This is a genomic window from Gemmatimonadales bacterium (assembly GCA_036265815.1).
GTDB lineage: Bacteria > Gemmatimonadota > Gemmatimonadetes > Gemmatimonadales > GWC2-71-9 > CAVVWJ01.
On record DATAOI010000036.1, the window covers coordinates 14,998 to 33,264 of the forward strand.

14 protein-coding genes are annotated in these 18,267 nt (G+C 68.5%); 7 read left to right on the plus strand and 7 right to left on the minus strand.

The genetic code is table 11. The features are described from left to right. The first annotated feature begins 10 nt into the window (after positions 1–10). From gnd to VHR41_07440, 3 genes are read left to right on the plus strand one after another with little or no spacing between them, the layout of a single operon-like run. Positions 11–910 (plus strand): decarboxylating 6-phosphogluconate dehydrogenase, encoded by a 900-nt coding sequence (gnd, locus tag VHR41_07430; GenBank protein ID HEX3234013.1) that lies wholly within the window; start codon positions 11–13, stop codon positions 908–910. Further along, positions 907–2,478 carry a glucose-6-phosphate dehydrogenase gene (zwf, locus tag VHR41_07435; protein HEX3234014.1) on the plus strand — a complete coding sequence of 524 codons (1,572 nt, stop codon included), beginning with the start codon at positions 907–909 and terminating at the stop codon, positions 2,476–2,478. The genes gnd and zwf overlap by 4 nt, the downstream gene beginning before the upstream one ends. 5 nt (positions 2,479–2,483) lie before the next feature. Next, positions 2,484–3,452 (plus strand): arginase family protein, encoded by a 969-nt coding sequence (locus tag VHR41_07440; protein ID HEX3234015.1) that lies wholly within the window; start codon positions 2,484–2,486, stop codon positions 3,450–3,452. Here the strand turns inward: VHR41_07440 and VHR41_07445 are convergent. Beyond that, the gene (locus VHR41_07445) at positions 3,421–4,659 is read right to left on the minus strand and encodes an MFS transporter (protein HEX3234016.1); all 1,239 of its coding nucleotides are present in this window, start codon (positions 4,657–4,659) and stop codon (positions 3,421–3,423) included. The genes VHR41_07440 and VHR41_07445 overlap by 32 nt on opposite strands. Positions 4,660–4,704: 45 nt before the next feature. Between VHR41_07445 and VHR41_07450 the strand changes: the two genes are divergently transcribed. Together VHR41_07450 and VHR41_07455 are read left to right on the plus strand one after the other, a co-directional pair. Then, on the plus strand, positions 4,705–6,348 hold the full coding sequence (locus VHR41_07450) for a LuxR C-terminal-related transcriptional regulator (GenBank protein ID HEX3234017.1): 1,644 nt from the start codon (positions 4,705–4,707) through the stop codon (positions 6,346–6,348). A gap of 135 nt (positions 6,349–6,483) precedes the next feature. Next, positions 6,484–7,638 (plus strand): NAD(P)-binding domain-containing protein, encoded by a 1,155-nt coding sequence (locus tag VHR41_07455; protein ID HEX3234018.1) that lies wholly within the window; start codon positions 6,484–6,486, stop codon positions 7,636–7,638. Here the strand turns inward: VHR41_07455 and VHR41_07460 are convergent. The 4 genes from VHR41_07460 to VHR41_07475 all read right to left on the minus strand — a co-directional run bounded on the left by VHR41_07460 (position 7,601) and on the right by VHR41_07475 (position 11,094). Then, positions 7,601–8,584, minus strand: a complete 984-nt coding sequence (locus VHR41_07460; GenBank protein HEX3234019.1) for a pyridoxal-phosphate dependent enzyme — start codon at positions 8,582–8,584, stop codon at positions 7,601–7,603. The two genes, VHR41_07455 and VHR41_07460, sit on opposite strands and share 38 nt — an antisense overlap. Then, a complete protein-coding gene (locus VHR41_07465; protein ID HEX3234020.1) occupies positions 8,571–8,999 on the minus strand; it encodes a hypothetical protein in 429 nt (142 codons plus the stop codon). The genes VHR41_07460 and VHR41_07465 overlap by 14 nt, the downstream gene beginning before the upstream one ends. A 24-nt stretch (positions 9,000–9,023) precedes the next feature. After that, on the minus strand, positions 9,024–10,097 hold the full coding sequence (locus tag VHR41_07470) for a sulfite oxidase (protein HEX3234021.1): 1,074 nt from the start codon (positions 10,095–10,097) through the stop codon (positions 9,024–9,026). Between the two features lie 94 nt (positions 10,098–10,191). Beyond that, positions 10,192–11,094: an NAD(P)-binding domain-containing protein gene (locus tag VHR41_07475; GenBank protein ID HEX3234022.1), complete on the minus strand. Its 903-nt coding sequence runs from the start codon at positions 11,092–11,094 to the stop codon at positions 10,192–10,194. Between the two features lie 407 nt (positions 11,095–11,501). Between VHR41_07475 and VHR41_07480 the strand changes: the two genes are divergently transcribed. Both VHR41_07480 and asnB read left to right on the plus strand, forming a co-directional pair. Continuing rightward, complete coding sequence (locus VHR41_07480) at positions 11,502–12,905, plus strand: glycosyltransferase (protein ID HEX3234023.1); 1,404 nt, start codon at positions 11,502–11,504, stop codon at positions 12,903–12,905. Between the two features lie 189 nt (positions 12,906–13,094). Next, a complete protein-coding gene (gene asnB / locus VHR41_07485; GenBank protein HEX3234024.1) occupies positions 13,095–14,981 on the plus strand; it encodes an asparagine synthase (glutamine-hydrolyzing) in 1,887 nt (628 codons plus the stop codon). A 16-nt stretch (positions 14,982–14,997) separates the two neighbouring features. Here asnB and VHR41_07490 read toward each other — a convergent pair whose 3' ends face one another. Continuing rightward, complete coding sequence (locus VHR41_07490; GenBank protein ID HEX3234025.1) at positions 14,998–16,371, minus strand: hypothetical protein; 1,374 nt, start codon at positions 16,369–16,371, stop codon at positions 14,998–15,000. Then, positions 16,361–18,259: an asparagine synthase-related protein gene (locus VHR41_07495; GenBank protein HEX3234026.1), complete on the minus strand. Its 1,899-nt coding sequence runs from the start codon at positions 18,257–18,259 to the stop codon at positions 16,361–16,363. Before VHR41_07495 ends, VHR41_07490 begins: the two co-directional genes overlap by 11 nt. Positions 18,260–18,267 lie beyond the last annotated feature (8 nt).

Here is an 18,267-nt window from a genome sequence, read left to right on the forward strand (position 1 = left end):
AGGTCATTCGATGCAGCTCGCCATGATCGGTCTTGGCCGGATGGGCGGCAACATGGTGCAGCGGCTGTTGCAGGGCGGCCAGCAGGTGGTGGTCTTCGACCGGAGCGCCGACGCGGTGAAGCCGCACGTCGCCATGGGTGCCAAAGGCGCCAAGGACCTGGCCGATCTCTGCCGCCAACTGGCCTCCCCCCGAGTCGTGTGGGTGATGGTGCCCGCCGGCGCGGCGGTCGAGAGCACCATCGACGAGCTGCTGCCGGGCCTGTCGCCCGGAGACATCATCATCGACGGCGGCAACTCGAACTACAAGGACTCGATCCGCCGCGCGGCCCGACTCAAGGAGAAGGGACTCGAGTTCATCGATGCCGGCACCAGCGGCGGCATCTGGGGCCTCAAGGTCGGCTACTGCCTGATGATCGGCGCATCGCCCGAGGCATTCAGGCAATGCGAGCCCATCTTCCAGACGCTGGCGCCGCTGGACGGCTATGCTCACGTGGGCCCCCCGGGCGCGGGGCACTACGTCAAGATGATTCACAACGGCATCGAGTACGGCATGCTCCAGGCCTACGCCGAGGGCTACGAGATCCTCCATGCATCGAAGAGCTTCACTCTGGACCTGCACCAGATCGCGGCGGTCTGGAATCGTGGCAGCGTGGTGCGCTCCTGGCTCAACGAGCTGGCCGAGCGGGCGTTCGCCAAGGACACCGAGCTCGGTGCACTCAAGGGCTATGTGGAGGACTCCGGGGAAGGCCGCTGGACGGTGCAGGAGGCGATCGATCTCGACGTGCCGGCACCGGTGATCACCCTCTCCCTGTTGACCCGGTTCCGCTCCCGCCAGGGCGACTCCTTCGGCGCCAAGGTCATCGCCGCGCTCCGGAACGAGTTCGGCGGCCACGCGGTGAAGTCCAGATGACCGCCCGCGCCTCAACCAGCATTGCCGCGGTCCCCGAAGCGGCGCCGGAGCCGGGACGCCAGCTCCGGAAGGCTGAACCCTGCACGCTCATCATCTTCGGTGCGGGCGACCTGCTCCACCGGAAGCTGATGCCGTCCCTGTTCCATCTCATGACGGACGGCCTGCTCCCCGACGAGTTCGCGGTGATCGTCGTGGCGCGCGAAGCCATGGATGACACCGCCTTCCGGGCCCAGGTGGTGGGGGCGCTCAAGACCTTCCTGCCGGATCACTGCGAGTTTGATCCCAAGGCCGGCGAGAGATTCGCCGCCCGCGCGAGCTACATCTCGGGCGAGCTGACCGACCCCCAGACCTACGACGCGATCCGCGAGCGCCTTGCGGAGACCGACGCGCGGCTCCCGGGTGGCAGTGGGCGGCTCTTCTATCTGGCCATTCCTCCCAGCGTGTATGCGGAGACCATCAACCGGCTCGCCGAGTCGGGGATCGCGCCGCGGGTGCCGGACCCCAAGCAGCGGCCCTGGGTGCGGATCATTATCGAGAAACCGTTCGGCCACAGCCTGGGCAGCGCCGGCGCTCTCAACGCGTGCGTGCGGCGCGCCTTCGCCGAGCATCAGGTGTACCGCATCGACCACTACCTCGGCAAGGAGACGGTCCAGAACCTCCTGGTGTTCCGGTTCGCCAACTCGATCTTCGAGCCGGTCTGCAACCGGCAGCACGTCCACCACGTGCAGATCACCGTCGCCGAAAGCGTTGGGGTCGAGCACCGGGGCAAGTACTACGAGGAGGCGGGAGTGGTGCGGGACATGTTCCAGAACCATCTGCTCCAGCTGCTCACGCTGGTGGGGATGGAACCACCGGTCACCTTCAGCGCCGACGCCGTGCGGGACGAGAAGGTGAAGGTGCTCCGCGCCATCCGCCCGATCACACCGGAAGTCATGCACGACTACGCGGTGCGGGGTCAGTACGGGCCCGGAACCATCAACGGCAAGGCCGTCCCCGGCTACCGGCAGGAGCCCAACGTGGCGCCCGACAGCGCGACGCCGACCTACTGCGCGATCCGCTTCATGGTCGACAACTGGCGCTGGCACGACGTCCCGTTCTATCTGCGGTCCGGCAAGCGGATGCCGAGGCGGGTGTCCGAGATCGCCATCCAGTTCCGGAAGCCGCCGCACGTGATGTTCCCCCTGGCCGAGGGTCAGGGCATCGAGTCCAACACGCTGGCCATCCGGGTGCAGCCCCAGGAGGGCATCTCACTGCGGTTCGAGGTCAAGGTTCCCGGGGTCGAAGTCAAGATGGCGTCGGTGGATATGGATTTCAGCTACGCCGACGCGTTCGGCGAGCTGGAGCACGACGCATACGAAACCTTGCTGCTGGATTGCATGCTGGGGGAGGCCACACTCTTCACCCGAAGCGACGAGGTGGAGGCCGCATGGGCGGTGGTGGACCCCATCATCGACTTCTGGGCCAACAAGCGGCCCGACCACTTCCCCAACTACGCGGCGGGCACCTGGGGGCCATCGGTTGCCGACGAGTTCATCGCGCGTGAAGGCGCCAAGTGGCGGGAGCCTTGAGCCACATGGACCGCCCGATCTCGATCGTCGGGGCGCCCATCAACATCGGTATCAAGCCCTACGACGATGGCCAGCCGCGAGGCCTCGATCGGGCGCCCGGCGTCCTCCGCCGGCTCGGGCTGGCTGCGCGGCTCGATGCCGCTGACGAGGGCGACGTCGGCTCCCTTCCATACCGTGACCTCGTCAAACCCGAGGGGCGCCCCCGCAACGAGCAGGAGATGGTCGGCTACAGCCGCAAGCTGGCGAACCGGGTCGCGGCGGTCGTCGACACAGGCCGGTTTCCCCTGGTCCTCGGCGGGGACTGCAGCATCGTCCTGGGCTCGCTGCTCGCCCTCCGGCGCGGCCGGCGCCGCGTCGGCCTGGCTTACGTCGACGGCCATGCCGACTTCGCAACCCCGCTCGAGTCCCGGACCGGCTCGGTGGCAAGCATGTGTCTGGGGCTTGCCGTCGGCCGGGGAGACACACCGCTCTCCCGGCTTGCCGAAGGCCAGCCGCTGGTACGGGCGGAAGACGTGGCGCTGGTGGGGCGCCGGGACGAGCATGAACCATGGTCTGGCCACGTGGCCCTCCACGCCTCGGCGGTGCTCGATCTGCCCCATCGCGCGGTGCGCGAGGCCGGCTACGGTGCGGCCGCGGTAGCCGTGCTGGCGCGGCTCGGGGGCGCCGATCTGGAGGGGTTCTGGATTCACCTGGATGCGGACGTCCTCGACCCCGGCATCATGCCGGCGGTCGACTCGCCCGAGCCGGACGGGCCGGACTTGGGCCAGCTGGCCGAGCTCCTCGGCCCCCTGGTGCGCCATCCAGGGGCGCTGGGGATGGAGTTGACGATCTACGATCCCCTGCTCGACCCGGAATACGCCTGCGGAGCTCGTCTCGTGAGCCTGCTCGAGATGATCCTCGTCAGGAAAGGCTCCCCGGTCGCACCGTACGCGCATCTCATGATCAATCAGGACCCGAAGCTGCTGGAGAAGTAGCCGCGAACCCCGCGCCCCTCGGCCGCGCGCGGGCGCCGGTCTCCAGATCGGGCAGCAGCGCCGTGAGCAGCCCCAGCGCCGGCAGCCAGGCGCAGACGTGGTACACGAACTCGATGCTGGTGTGGTCGGCCACTTGGCCCAGCACCGCGGCACCGATGCCGGCCACGCCGAAAGCGAGACCGAAGAACAGTCCGGAGATCATCCCCACCTTGCCCGGCACCAGCTCCTGGGCGTAGACCAGGATGGCGGAGAACGCAGAGGCGAGGACGAAGCCGATCAGCACGCTCAGCGCTCCGGTCCAGCGGAGATCGACGTAGGGGAGCGCCAGGGTGAATGGCAGGACGCCGAGGATAGAACACCAGATCACCACTTTCCGGCCGAGCCGGTCGCCCACCGGCCCCCCGATGATGGTGCCCGCGGCCACCGCGCCAAGAAAGGCGAAGAGGTGGAGCTGGGCGCTACGGACCGGGACCCCGAAACGGTGGATCAGGTAGAACGTGTAGTAGCTCGAAATGCTTGTGAGATAGATGTACTTGGAGAAGATGAGGACGATGAGCACCGCGAGCGCCGCCTGCACCTTCCTCGGCGGGAGCGCAGATTGCGTGCGGGCCGCGCCCGCGCGTGACCCAGCCGCGGCCGAGCGGCGGCGGGCGTACCAGCGGCCCACCTGCCAGAGGATCAGGATCGCGAGCAGCGCCGCCGCCGAAAACCAGGCGACGCTCGACTGCCCGCGCGGCAGCACCACGAACGCGGCGAGCAGGGGGCCGATGGCGGAGCCGGTATTCCCGCCGACCTGAAACAGGGACTGGGCCAGCCCGTGCTGCCCGCCCGAGGCCATGCGCGCCACCCGGGACGACTCGGGGTGGAACACCGCCGATCCCAGGCCGACCAGCCCCGCGGAGATGAGCAGGCCGGCGTAGCTCCGGGTCACCGACAGGAAGAGCAGCCCGATCAGCGTAAAGCCCATGCCGCTCATGAGCGAGTACGGCTTGGGGTGGCGGTCGGTGTAGAATCCGATGAGGGGCTGCAGCAGCGACGCCGTGAGCTGAAAGGTGAGGGTGATCAGGCCGATCTGGCCGAAATCGAGCCCGAAGCTGCTCTTGAGCATCGGGTACATGGCCGGGAGCAGCGCCTGCATCATGTCGTTGAGCAGGTGGCAGAAGCTGATGGAGAAGAGGATCGCGAAGGCGGCTCGGGATGGCAGCATGGGGCAAGGTATCCGGGGTCGTCGAAGGCGATCAAGAGAGGAGCCATGCCCGCCGCCGCCGGTAATCTGATCGACCAGGGTCGCCTTGCCTTCCAGCGGCAGGCATGGGGGGAGGCATACAGCCAGCTCGCGGCCGCCGATCTGGAGGCGCCGCTCGAGCCGGAGGACCTGGAGCGGCTCGGCATGGCTGCCCATCTGCTCGGCCGGGAGGATGAGGCCGTCGACTTTGCGGCCCGGCTGCACCATGAGTACCTGGCCCGGGGCGATGTCCCGCGGGCCGCCCGGTGTGCCTTCTGGGTGGCCATGCCATTGATGTTCAAGGGAGAAGGGGCCCAGGCGAGCGGCTGGTTGGGTCGAGGTCGCCGCCTGCTCGAGGCCGGGCAGCACGACTGCGTGGAGCGGGGCTACCTGGTCCTGCCGGAGGGGGTGCGGGCCATCTTCGGTGGCGACTACCCCGCGGCGCGGGCCCTCTTCGCCGAGGCGGCCGCGATCGCGGAGCGCTTCGGGGATGGGGATCTGCTCGCCCTGGCTCGCCAGGGCGAGGGTCGGGCGCTCATCCGGCTGGGGGAGGTCGCCCGCGGCGTGGCCCTGCTGGACGAGGTCATGGTCTCGGTCACCGCCGGCGAGGTCTCTCCGATCGTCGTGGGCGACGTCTACTGCAGCGTGATCGAGGCCTGCCACGAGGTGTTCGATCTGCGCCGGGCTCAGGAGTGGACCGCGGCGATGTCGCGCTGGTGCGAATCCCAGCCCGACCGGGTGCCCTATCGCGGCCACTGCCTGGTGCGCCGCGCCGAGCTTCTCCAGCTCCATGGCGCCTGGCCGGATGCCATGCAGGAGGCCGAGCGCGCCTGCGAATGGCTTTCCCGGCCGCCTCCCCAGCGGTCGATCGGTGCGGCATTCTACCAGCAGGCCGAGCTCCACCGTCTGCAGGGCGAGTTTGCCCAGGCGGAGGAGGAATACCGCCAGGCCAACCAGTGGGGACGCGAGCCTCACCCGGGCCTCGCGCTCCTGCGGCTGGCGCAGGGCCAGGTCGATGCTGCCAGGATTGCCGTCTGCCGCGCGGTGGAGGAAGCGCGGGAGCGGCGGGCCCGTTCCAGAATGCTGGCCGCGTCGGTCGAGATCCTGCTCGCCGCGGGCGATCTCGCCGGCGCCCGCGCTGCGGCCGACGAACTACGCCGGATCGCGGCGCATCTGGATGCGCCGTTCCTGCGCGCGCTCTCCGCCCAGGCCAGCGGCGCCGTGGCCCTGGGCGAGGCGCATCCGCAAGCCGCGCTCGCCCTGCTGCGTGAGGCGTCGAGGGGCTGGGGCGAGCTCGAAGCGCCCTATGAGGCCGCGCAGGTTCGCGTCCTGATCGGCCTCGCCTGCCGGGCCCTCGGCGACGAAGAGTCGGCGGCGATGGAGCTGGCGGCGGCGCGGGAGAGCTTTCAACGGCTGGGGGCAGCGCCCGAGGTCACTCGGGTCGGCCAACTCTCCCGGCCGGCCGCGGCCAAGGCGGCGGGCGGACTGACGGCGCGCGAGCTGGAGGTGCTCGGGCTGGTGGCCCGCGGCATGACCAACCGTGCCATCGCCGGCGCGCTCCGGATCAGCGAGAAGACCGTTGCCCGCCATATCAGCAACATCTTCACGAAACTGGGTCTGTCGAGCCGGGCCGCGGCCACGGCGTACGCCTACCAGCACGAGCTCATCTAGCTACATAGAAATACCCATGGCGTCGCCGCGGCGGCGCCTGAATACTTCGGCCGATGCGGCAGAGGGCCGTCCGACCTATCATCCCCTCTGGACCAAGGGTCGAAGGCAACTATCCAGCAGCGTGGGAGAATGAACATGCGTCAGCCGGAGCGGTTCGAGACCATCGTCATCGGAGGTGGCCAGACCGGTCTCTCGGTCGGGTACTACCTGGCCCGCCGGGGACTCCCGTTCGTGATTCTCGAGGCCAACCAGCGGATCGGCGACACCTGGCGCAAACGCTGGGACTCGCTCCGCCTCTTCACGCCTGCTCGGTTCGATGGCCTCGCTGGCATGCGGTTTCCGGCGCCGCGGCACACGTTCCCCACCAAAGACGACATGGCCGACTATCTCGAGCGCTACGCCGCCAGCTTCGAGCTGCCGATCCGTACCGGGGTCAAGGTAGACCGGCTCTTTCGGGAGGGAGACCGCTATGTCGTGACCGCCGGTGACCTGCGCTTCGAGGCCGAGAACGTGGTCGTGGCGATGGCGAGCTACCAGCGTCCGCGGGTTCCCCCATTCGCCGCGGAGCTCGACGGCGGCATCATGCAGCTCCACTCCAGCGACTACCGCAATCTCTCTCAGCTGCGCGAGGGGGGTGTGCTGATCGTGGGGGCGGGCAACTCGGGATCGGAGATCGCCCGTGAGGTGGTGCTGGCCGGTCACCCGACCTGGATGTCCGGCAGGGACACCGGGCACGTTCCGTTCCGGATCGAGGGTGCGGTCGGCCGGTACATCCTGCCCCTGCTGTTCCGGATCGTCTTCCACCGGATTCTGACCGTCGACACCGCGATCGGACGGAAGGCGCGACCCAGGATCGTTTCCCGGGGGGCGCCGCTCATCCGGGTCAAGCCGAAAGACCTCGCGGCGGCAGGGGTCGAGCGCGTCCCCCGGACCGTGGGCACCAAGAACGGCCTGCCGGTGCTGGAAGACGGCCGGGTGCTCGAGGTGACGAACGTCATCTGGTGCACCGGATTCCATCCGGGTTTCTCGTGGATCGATCTGCCGGTCCTGGAGCAGGATGGAGAGCCGGTGCAATACCGCGGGGTGGTGACGGACCAGCCGGGACTCTACTTCGTGGGCCTGCATTTCCTCTACGCCATGTCGTCGACCATGATCCACGGCGCGGAGCGAGATGCGAAGCACGTCGCTGACGCCATCGCGTCACGCCGCGGGCAGAGCCCGGCCGCTCGTCAGCAGCCTGGCCAGTCTCCCGTCAGGGCACCAGCCACTGTCGCATCTGCTGGGCGGTGATGTTGCCGCCGCTCAGGATCGTGCCGATCGACTGGTCCCGGAATCGCTCGGGGTAGGTCAGCAGCGCCGCCAGGCCGGCGGCGCCAGCCGGCTCGAGCACGATGCCGAGCTCCTGATGCGCGAGCCGCATCGCGTCCACCATCGACGGATCGTCGACCAGGAGGATGTCGTCCACCAGGCCGGTGAGGTCGGCCAGCGCCTCGCCGAACGGCATGCGCACGGAGATCCCGTCCGCGATCGTCTCCGCCCGTTCCAGCTCCAGCACCTCGCCGGCTCGCCAGGAACGCTCCATGGCGGGCGCCCCGCTGGCGCACACGCCGATCATGCGGGTCTCCGGCCGGTGCGCCTTCACCCAGCGGGCCACGCCGGCCAGCAGGGCGCCGTCTCCCAGCGGAACCAGGATCGCATCGAACGGCTCCGGCCAGCGGAGCAGCTCGATCCCGATGGTGCCGGCGCCTTCGGAAAGCTCCGGGTCACGGCCGTCTTCCACCATCTGCGCATCATGCTCACTGGCGAACGCCTGGGCCGCGAGATGGGCGGCATCGAAGTCCTCCCCCACCAGCCGGACCTCGGCGCCGAGCCCGCGCATCCGCTCGATCTTGAGCGGGTTGGCGTGCTCGCTGGCGAAGATGGTGATCCGAAGCCCCCGCGACCGACCCGAGTAGGCCATGCCCTGACCGAAGTTGCCGGCGGTGGCGCACACCAGATGGGAGCTGCCGCTCAACGAGGCGGTCAGGTATTCGGTGCCGCGGCCTTTGAACGAGCGGATCGGGTTGACCGTCTCGACCTTCACCACGAGGCGGCAACCGAGCCGCTGCTCCAGCGACTCCGGCCGGAACTGCGGAGTGTCGAGAAATACCGGGTCGATGATGGTCGCGGCCTGGGCGATCCGGAGCAGCGACAGCCGATGGGTCTCGGCCGCGCGTCGCGGCTTACGGTGTGACATTGCCCATCTCTGCACCTCCCGGGGCCGGATGCCCGTTCAACACCTCGCGGACCCACCGGTTCCAGGAGGGGTATCCCTGCTCCAACTCGGCCGCGGGCCAGCCGTACCGGTCACAGAGCCCGAGCGCTACACCCGGCGAGCGACTCGCGCCCACGTGGCAATGGACCACCAGTCGCTGCGCCCGCCGCCACCGCTCCACGAACTCGACGACCGCCGTGGCGTGCTCCGGTGCGAAGAGCACATCCGTCGGCATCTCGACCGAGACGATATCACTGAAGTTGAGCCGCAGCACCGCGGCGAATCTCGGCGAGAGCCGGGCCGGCGGCGCGTCGGGGTCCGCTATCGAGATACAAATCTCGAGGCCGCGCGGCTCGTAGCGCTCCGCCGCCTCCCGAGAAAGAATGCACAGGTCCATGCCACCTCCGCGCGTGGCTCCGGCTCATTCGGCGCGGATCTCCACCCGGTGCCACGCGTTGTTGTTGTAGCCTTTCACGTTCCATGTCGCGCTCAAAGTGGGCGGCTGCGTCTCGCCGCCGCTGTCGGTGGCCCGCACTGCCAGGGCATGACAGCCCGGGGCCAACTGCAGGGCAGCTTCCCAGAACGACCAAGTCCACGCCTTCTCGCCGGCCGAAATCGGTGCGTGTGCCCAGGTATCTCCTCCGTCGGCCGACAGCTCGACCGCGGTGACCGGCCGCCCCTCCGAGCCCATGGCCCAGCCGCGAGCCACCACCTCGCCCGCAGGTACGACCTGGCCAGCCGTCGGGTACAGGATGACGGCGTTGAGTGGAACGGCACTCAGTGCGACACCCGCGGTGACGTCGCGTGCATCGCTGGGATCGATCTGCCGCTGGAAGCGGTAGGCTCGGCTCTGGAAGTAGTTGGGCGAAGGCTCCGCCGAGAGCCGGATGTTGCCGAGCCACTTCACGCTTCGCGCGCCGATCCAGCCCGGCACCACCGCTCGCAGGGGGAAACCGTGGGCTGGCGGCAGCGGCACCCCGTTCAGCTGATCGGCCAGGAGGACCTCGGCGCTCAGTGCCTTGGCCAGGTCGATCGAGCCGCCGAAGCCGAACTGCTCTCCCTGCCGCTCCACTCGATCCAGCCCGATGAACTCCACGTGAGAGGCACCATCCGCCGGGCCGACCGCCTGGAGAATGTCGCGCAGGGCGACGCCGGACCACCGGCCCGTGCTGACCGGCTCGGGCCCCCAGGGAAGCTCTCCCGGCAACGGTCCCAGGGTCAGGAACTCATCCCGGCGGAGTCCGGCGCACACCAGTGTGGCGGTCACCTCCCGCCGGGGGAAGGTGCCGAGCTCCTCGAGGGAGAAGCTCCTGGGCCGGTCCACCAGGCCGCCGACTTGGAGCCGCCAGGTGGCAGAGTCGATCCGGGGAACCGGGCCGTGGCTGCGGGTGAAGAAGAGATCGATCGGAGTGACGAGATGGTCGGTCCCGATGGGCCATGCCGCCGTGTTGAGGCCCTCGGGGTCGTGGACTAATCGGTGGCTGGTCGGATTCATCGGTCCTTGGTGGTCGATCGCTGCTGAGTCGGTGAGACGGCGCCTGGATGCTATGTCGGACGCGCGGACGAAGCTAGAGGGAGCAATGACGGTGTCAGGTGTCGGCGGCTCGGGTCGCCCCTCGATACACCAGATCGGCCGCCACGACGTCCTCGACCGCCACACCCACGGACTTGAACAGCGTCACCTCGTCCGCCGACTGCCGGCCGGGCCGGGTGCCCGCCACGACCTCGCCGATCTCCGCGTACACCTCACCGGCAGCGATCACGTCCCCCGCCTCCCGCGTGGCCGCCTCGCGCGAGTCGACGTAGAGCCGAGCCCGGCGGACCGTCTCGTCGTCCAGCTCCCGCCAGTCAGGCCGGACGGCGCCGACGGCGTTGAGGTGCGTCCCCGGTGAGAGCCATTCCCCGCGCATGACCGGCGTACGCGAGGTGGTGGCCACCACGATCACATCGGCTCCCCGGACCGCCTCCTCCGCCGAGCCGGCGGGGCGGACGCCGAACCGGCGGGCGAAGGCCCCGGCACTTCGCGGACTCCAGACCCGGACCTCGCGGAACCCGCGCACCAGCCGCAGCGCCTCCAGGTGGCTTCGCGCCTGGACCCCGGATCCGAGGATCGCAAGCACGGCAGCATCGTGGCGAGCGAGGTATTGGCTCGCGACCGCGGACGCGGCTGCGGTCCGCATCTCGGTGATGAGCCGGCCATCCAGGATGGCGAGCGGCTCGCCGGTTTCCGGCCGGAACAGGAGCACCAGCGCATGATGGGTGGGCATGCCCTGGTTCGCGGGATAGAAGGTGACGAGCTTTGCACCCAGCGCCCCGGCGTACGCCGGCATGACCGCGAAGAAGCCTCCGTGGTCCACCACCGGCAACATGGTTCGGACCGGCTGCACGACCTGGCCCCCGGAGAGGTCCGCCAGGGCTCGCGCCACGGCCGGGATGAGCTCCTCCATGCGCAGGTGCCGGCGGACGTCCTCCTCAGCAAGGATCAGGTTCATCAGGCCCCGCAAAGCTCGAGGAAGCCCCAGCGCGTCGGCCAGGTGGCGGTTGACAAGGTCTGCGCCGATGAGTACATGTTTGTCAATCCAATTTCAGCGGGTCACGAGAGCCGATACGCCTGGTGAATTTCCGGGCGATTCAATGTCGTCACACTGGCTCCAGAGCCCAAGGCCGTTGGGCCACTTCGAGGGCCCGCAAGTTGCAGTGCTGCGGAATCATACAGACACCCAGGCTCACAGGTGTTTCAGCGGCAGTAATGCGCTAACGCTGCGAGCCACCACTACCTAGATCCACCCAGAGAACCGCGGCCCCGGGAAACGCCCCCGGTGGCCTGCGGTGCGTCCGCAACATGTTGTTGCGGCCGCTGTTGGCGCGGTCCGCCTGGCGATCGATTTCAGGATAGTCCATGAAAGCACTGGTCGTCGCTCCTCACCCCTTCTTTACCCCCCGCGGGACGCCTTTCAGCGTCTACTACCGCACGCTGGTCACCGCCGAGTTGGGTGTCGAGGTCGACCTGCTGACCTACTGGGAGGGGCAGGAGGTCGCCATTCCCGGCGTCCGGGTGATCCGGATCCCCTGGGTGCCGTTCACGGCCAAGGTGCCGGTTGGACCGTCGCTGAAAAAGCTGGTGCTGGACCTGATGATGTTCCTGTGGACGGTCGGCCTTCTGGTGCGGAGGCGGTACGACTTCGTGCACGCACACGAGGAGAGCGTCTTCTTCTGCAGCTGGCTCAAGCCGATCTTCGGCTTCAAGCTGGTGTACGACATGCACTCGAGCCTTCCGCAGCAGCTCAGCAACTTCGAGTTCACCAAATCGCAGCTCCCCATCCGGGTGTTCGAGCGCCTGGAGAGAACCGCCCTGCACTCCGCCACCGCCATCGTCACGATCTGTCCCGATCTCGCCGAGCAGGTCGAGTCGCAACTAGCAGATACCTCCCATCATTTCCTGATCGAGAACTCGATCTTCGAGGACGTGAAGCTGGCGCCTGCCAGTCCGTCCAGCACGGACGAAACGGAGATCATGCAGTCGGTGCCGCTGGCGCCTCTGGTGGTGTACAGCGGCACGTTCGAGGCATACCAGGGTCTCGATGTGCTGATCGAGGCCTTCGCCGAGGTCCACCGGCACCGCCCCGATGCGTCGCTGCTGCTGGTGGGTGGCACCCCGGTGCAGGTGGCCCGGTACCGGGCCCTGGCAGATTCCCACGGGCTGAACGGCGGGTGCCGGTTCACCGGCCGGGTGTCCCAGGCTACCGCGCGGTGCCTGTCTCAGCGGGCCACCGTACTCACCTCTCCGCGGATCAAGGGCACCAACACGCCGCTCAAGATCTACGAGCAGCTCGCCAGCGGCATTCCCCTGGTGGCCACCCGGATCCACTCGCACACCCAGGTCCTGGACGACGATGTCTGCTTCCTGGTCGAGCCGACCGCTGCCGGTCTGGCCAGTGGTATTCTCCAGGCTATCACCGACCCGGACAAGCGAGAGACGGTGACCCGCGGCGCCCTGGAGCTGTATGACCGGCGGTACGCCCGGCCGGTGTACGAGCAGAAGATGCGCAACATGCTCGAGCTGCTGCGGGTCCGTCTCGCGGCGGATCGCAGGGCCGAGGGACGCCTGGATGCCCTGGTCGACGGGATCAACGGCTATGCCTTCACGCTCGTGGTGCTCGCTCTCCTCACTCCGGTGGTGATGATCCGTCCGGTGCTCATGCTTCTCACCCGGGTGACCAACAGCACGGCGACCACGGTGAGAATTCGGCTGGCGCGGCGGCGGCTGGCCCCCCGGGTGGCCTCGACCGTCGCGGTGGACTGAGGCCAAGTCATGGATGACCTGATCGACGCGATCAACGGATATGTGTTTACCCTCCTAGCTCTTACCCTACTGGCACCGATGCTGCTGATTCACTCAGTGCGCATCCTCCTCACCAGGACTCCGTCGGAACACCTTGACCAATTCTGACGGCTGTCACCGGTTGCCCATCCTGCTCAAGCGTTTCGACTGATGTGCGGCATTGCGGGCGTCGTGCCGCTCAATGGCGGCGCGGCGGCCGACGGCGTTCAACTGGCCGCGATGTGCTCCACCATCGTTCACCGGGGGCCGGACAGCGAAGGGTGCGACATCCGTGACGGGATCGCCCTCGGCATGCGGCGGCTCTCGGTCATCGACGTGTCCGGTGGCCGGCAGCCGATGTTCAACGAAGACCGCACGGTGCGACTGGTCTTCAACGGCGAGATCTACAACTTTCGTGAGCTCCGTGCCGAGCTGGTGGCGGCCGGCCACCGGTTCGCCACCGCAAGCGATACCGAGGTGCTGGTCCATCTCTGGGAAGAGCATGGATCGGGATTCGCCGCCCGGCTCAACGGCATGTTCGCCATCGCGCTGCACGATAGCCGCCGGCGCCGTTTCGTCCTGGTGCGCGATCATTTCGGGATCAAGCCGCTGTACTATGCCCTGACACGGCAGCACCTGGTCTTCGGGTCGGAGGTCAAGGCGGTCCTCGCCTCCGGGCTCACGGGACGAAGCCTCGACCTCGACGCGCTGGGCCAGTTCCTCGCCTGGGAATACGTCCCCGCGCCCGCGACGCTCCTCCAGGAAGTCCGCAAGCTCGGGCCGGCGGAGATGCTGGAGGTGGATCTCACCACCAGCCAGATCGCGCGGCATACCTGGTGGCGGCTGCCCGCCCCGGGAAACCCGCGCAATGGCGATCTGCCCCGCACCCCCGGCGAGTGGGAAGAGGCCATCGATGCCAAGGTCCACGAGTCGGTCCAGCGGCAGCTGGTCAGCGACGTGCCGCTGGGTGCCTTCCTGTCGGGCGGAGTCGACAGCTCTCTGGTGGTCGCGGCGATGGGGCCGGCCCACACCTACAGCATCGGCTTCGACGACCCCAGCTACAACGAGGTCGCCTGGTCCAAGCGGGTGGCTGAATCGCTCGGCGTCACCCATTCGGTCGAGGTGATCCGTCCGGACGTGGTGGGACTGTTCGAGCACCTGATGCCGTTCCTGGACGACCCCATCGGCGACTTCTCCATCTTTCCAACCTATCTGGTCTCCCGGCTCGCCCGGCGGGAGGTGACGGTGGTGCTGTCGGGCGATGGCGGCGACGAGATCTTCGGCGGCTACGATACCTATGCGGCCCAGGAGAAGGCGCGCGCCTGGCGCCGGATTCCCGGCTTTGTCCGCCAGGGGATGATGGAGCCGCTCATCGGCGCGCTCCGGCCGCGCCCGGCAAAGAAGGGGCTGGTCAACAAGGCGCGCCGTTTCGTCGAGGGACTGCAGAACGACGAGCGGCTGGGCCACGCCCGCTGGCGGCTCTTCGCCGGCTCGGCGCTCCGGCGCGAGCTGTTCGCCCCCGAGGCGCATGCCGCGCTGAGCACACCGGTCGAAGCCCACATCCTGGAGCTGGCCGGGGAGGTGGCCGGACGGTCGGAGGTGGACCGCGAGCTCTACATCGACCTCAAGAGTTACCTGAGCGACAATTGCCTGGTGAAGATCGACCGGATGGCGATGGCGTGCTCGCTGGAGGGCAGGGTCCCGCTGCTGGATCCCGAGCTGGTCGAGCTGGCCTTCCGGATGCCGGCCGAGCTCAAGGTGGGGCGCGAGGGCACCAAGATCCTGCTCAAGCGGGTGGCGGCCCGCCATGTGCCGAAGGAGTGCGTCTACCGGCCCAAGGAAGGCTTCAGCATCCCGATCAAGAACTGGCTGGGAGGCGAGCTCCGTCCCCTGGTCGACGACCTGCTCTCCTCCGAGCGGCTCCGCCGCGAGGGCGTGTTCCGGGTGGAGACGATCGAGCGACTGCGGCGGGAACACGATGCGGGCGTGGCGAACCACAGCCACGTGCTGTGGTCGCTGACGGTATTCGAGGACTGGCGCGCGAGGTGGGGGGTGTAGGGCAAGGGTGCCCCGCTCACCCTCCCGCCGCCGCCATGTGCAGGCCCCAGCTCACCGGGATGTTCACCCGCGCCAGGTCCTCCGGTGAGAGCCGGTTGAAGCACTGACGGATCTTGCCGACCGGGTTCCGCTCCAGGTCCTCCAGCTGACAGAAGCGAAGATCGATCTGCATCCCCTCGCCGAGGCGGGCCCGGAGCGCGGCAAGCACGCTCTGGGTGTTCTCCGGCTCGCGGTACGCGGTCCCCTTGACGATCCGGACCTCGACCTTGCCAAGCTCGCGCTGGATGATCTGCGAATAGAGCAGATTGGGCAGCGGCCAGAGCGCCGCGGCGGCGAAGGTGCCGGAGATCAGCTTGCCATCCGCGGACACCAGGTAATCGGTCTGGCGTCCCTCGATCTTGGTGATCACCGGAAACGACTGCCCGCAGTCGCACCCCTCCAGCGACCAGCTCGCGATATCTCCGGTGCGATAGCGGATGAGCGGCATGGCCCGGTTGTGCATCGTGGTCACGGTGACGACCCCCGACACGCCTGGCGGCACCGGCTGGCCGTCCTCGCCCAGGATCTCGTGGAAGCCGTAATCCAGCTGCGCGTGCATCCGCCCCGACTTGCACTCCAGCACCGAGGCGCAGCGCTCCCAGTGGGTGTAGTGGTTGTAGACCCGGGCGCCGAGCACGCTCTCGATCTCCTTGCGCTGGAAATCGTAGAGCGTCTCCGAGCCGGAGATGACCATCGGCACGTGGAGCTCGAGGCCGTTCTCCCGGAGCAGCCGGCTGAAGAGGAACATGGCCGACGGATACCCCCGCATGAAGCGCGGACGGTACTTGAGAATCAGGTCCCGGAAGAGGCGCACGGTATCGGGGCCCACCCGGGCCGACGAAAGCTCCAGCGCCCGGATGGCGGGGCTGTACTTCCATCCGGCCTCGTAGAAGAGTCCCTTCATCACCGCGTGGCGCTGCCCCAGGTGGAAATAGCCGCCGCTGCCCCAGGCCCGCCAGAACAGGGCGAACGCCGCCGCGTTGATGTTCTGGTCCAACCCGATCTTGAGCTGCATACCGGTGGAGCCCGACGTGGTGACCCACATGATCCGCTTGGGGTCGGCGGTGCGGGAGATCAGGTCGTCGGTATTGGCCCGGACGATCTCCTTTTCCATCAGCGGAATCCGGTTCCAGGTCTCCGGCCGCTTCAGGTCCTGGGAACGGATGCCGTGCTGGTCGAACGCGCGCCGGTAGTACGGCACGGTCTCGTAGGCGTGGGTCAGGATGTCCGCGCGCCGCGCGCGGGACCATTCCTCCAGCCGGTCGGCGCTCCAGTAGGGCGCCTCGGTGAAGAGCCGCCGGTACTTGAGCACCCCGAAGGGATAGAAGTAGTTCCGGAACTTAAATCGCATGGAATCGGGCCTGGAGTGGAGGTGCGCCCTTGAGTGAGCCCCGTCCCCGGAGCCAGAGCTGGAGCACGAAGACGGCCCAGAGCCGCTGGGAGTGATTGGCCCGCCGCTCACGATGTTCCCGGAGCATGCGGGCGATGGCCTCGGGCCGGAACAGACCCAGCTCCTCCAGCGCCTCCTGACCGCAGGCCTGGGTGAGATGCTCCGCGATGCGGCTCTCCTCGCGCAGCCAGTTCTTGAGCGGAATGGAGAGGCCGAGCTTGTCCTTCCGGTGGTTGATGACGTCCGGCAGCACGCCTTCCATGCCCTTCCGGAAGAGCCGCTTGGTGCGCTCGATGCCCTCCAGCTTGAGCCGGCTGGGAACCCGGGCCCCGAAGTCGATCAGCTCGCGGTCGAGGAACGGCGAGCGCAGCTCCACCCCGAACGACCGCAGCAGCCGCGCGCGGTTGGCGAAGCTGGGCACCATGGTGGTGTAATCGTTGTAGATGCAGGGAGTGACCTGGTCGTCCGGCCCGTCATAGCCGTCGAAGCCGCGGCGGACGCACTCGAACGGGTCCGCTTCCCGCACCGCCGCCGCCACCTCCGGCGCCAGGAGCTCCGTGAGATCGCCGGGTGCGTAGTAGGCCTTCCAGCGGTAGTGCATGAGATCGCGGGAGAACGACTCCGGCGGCAGCAGACGCTTGAGGATCACCCGGAGGTCGCGCTTCCGGTCCGAGTCGGGGAGTGACCCGGCGAAGCGGATCAGCGCCCGGTTGACCAGCCTCGGCACCGGCAGCTTCTCGTACAGCCCGACGATCCGCTGGGCCGCGTAGACCGGATGGCTGGCCCAGACCTCGTCTCCGCCGGTGCCGGTGAGCACGTAGTCCACCTGCCCGCCCGCGGCCCGGGCGAGCAGCCAGGTGGCGACCTCGAGCCCCAGATCGCAGAACGGCAGCTCCATGGCGGAGACGACCTGGTCGATCTCCAGTGCGTCGTCGGGGCCGAAGAGCACCTCGGTGTGCTCGCTGCCGGCCGCAGCCGACATCGCGCGGGCGTACACCGATTCGTCGAACGAGGCCGAGGCGCAGCGATACGAATAGGTGCGGATGGCGCCCGGCTGATGGCGGCGGAGCAGCGTCAGCACCGAGCTCGAATCCATTCCGCCCGAGAGGAACACCCCGGGCCGGAGATTCCCGGCGCGGCGCAGCACCGTGGCTTCCAGCAAAGTGCGGAACTGGTCCGCGATCGCCTGCTCGTCCGTGAGGTACGGTCCCGCGAATGAGACCCGATACCAGCGCCTCGTCTCCACGACGCCGCGCCCGGGCTCCACCACGAGCAAACCGCCGGCCGGCACCTGACGGACGTCCCGGTCGAGCGTCGCATCGCTGGGGATGTAGCAGTAGGTGAGATACTCCGCGAGGCCGCGGGGGCAGATACCGCCCGGCAGCGCTCCGGTGCCGTGCAGGTCGCGTACGCGGGAGCCGAACACCAGGTTGGGCCCCGACTGCGCGTAGTAGAGCCCCTCAGCTCCGATCCGGTCCCGAATGAGATGGAGCCGCTGCACCCGGCCGTCGTACCAGGCGATGGCGAACGAGCCGTCCAGCTGGTCCAGCGCCGGGATCCCCCGCTCGGTCAGCCGGGTCAACAGGAAGCCGGCAAGGCTCCTCGGCCGTCCCGACGGGGTTCCGGCCGTGTCGTGGAAGATGTGCCCCGATACGGCGAGCCATGAGCCGGTCGCCGAATCGACGGCCCAGCGCTGCTCCGCGTCCAACGCCGGCACCGCCCAGGGCCGGACGGCCGCCACGGCTTCCTCGCCGCCGACCCAGGAGACCTCGTCTTCCGCTTCGCCCCGCCAGCCCGCCAGGAGCCCGAACCGGTCCCGCGCAATGGATCCTGCCGCACCCAGAAGCAAGCGGTCCT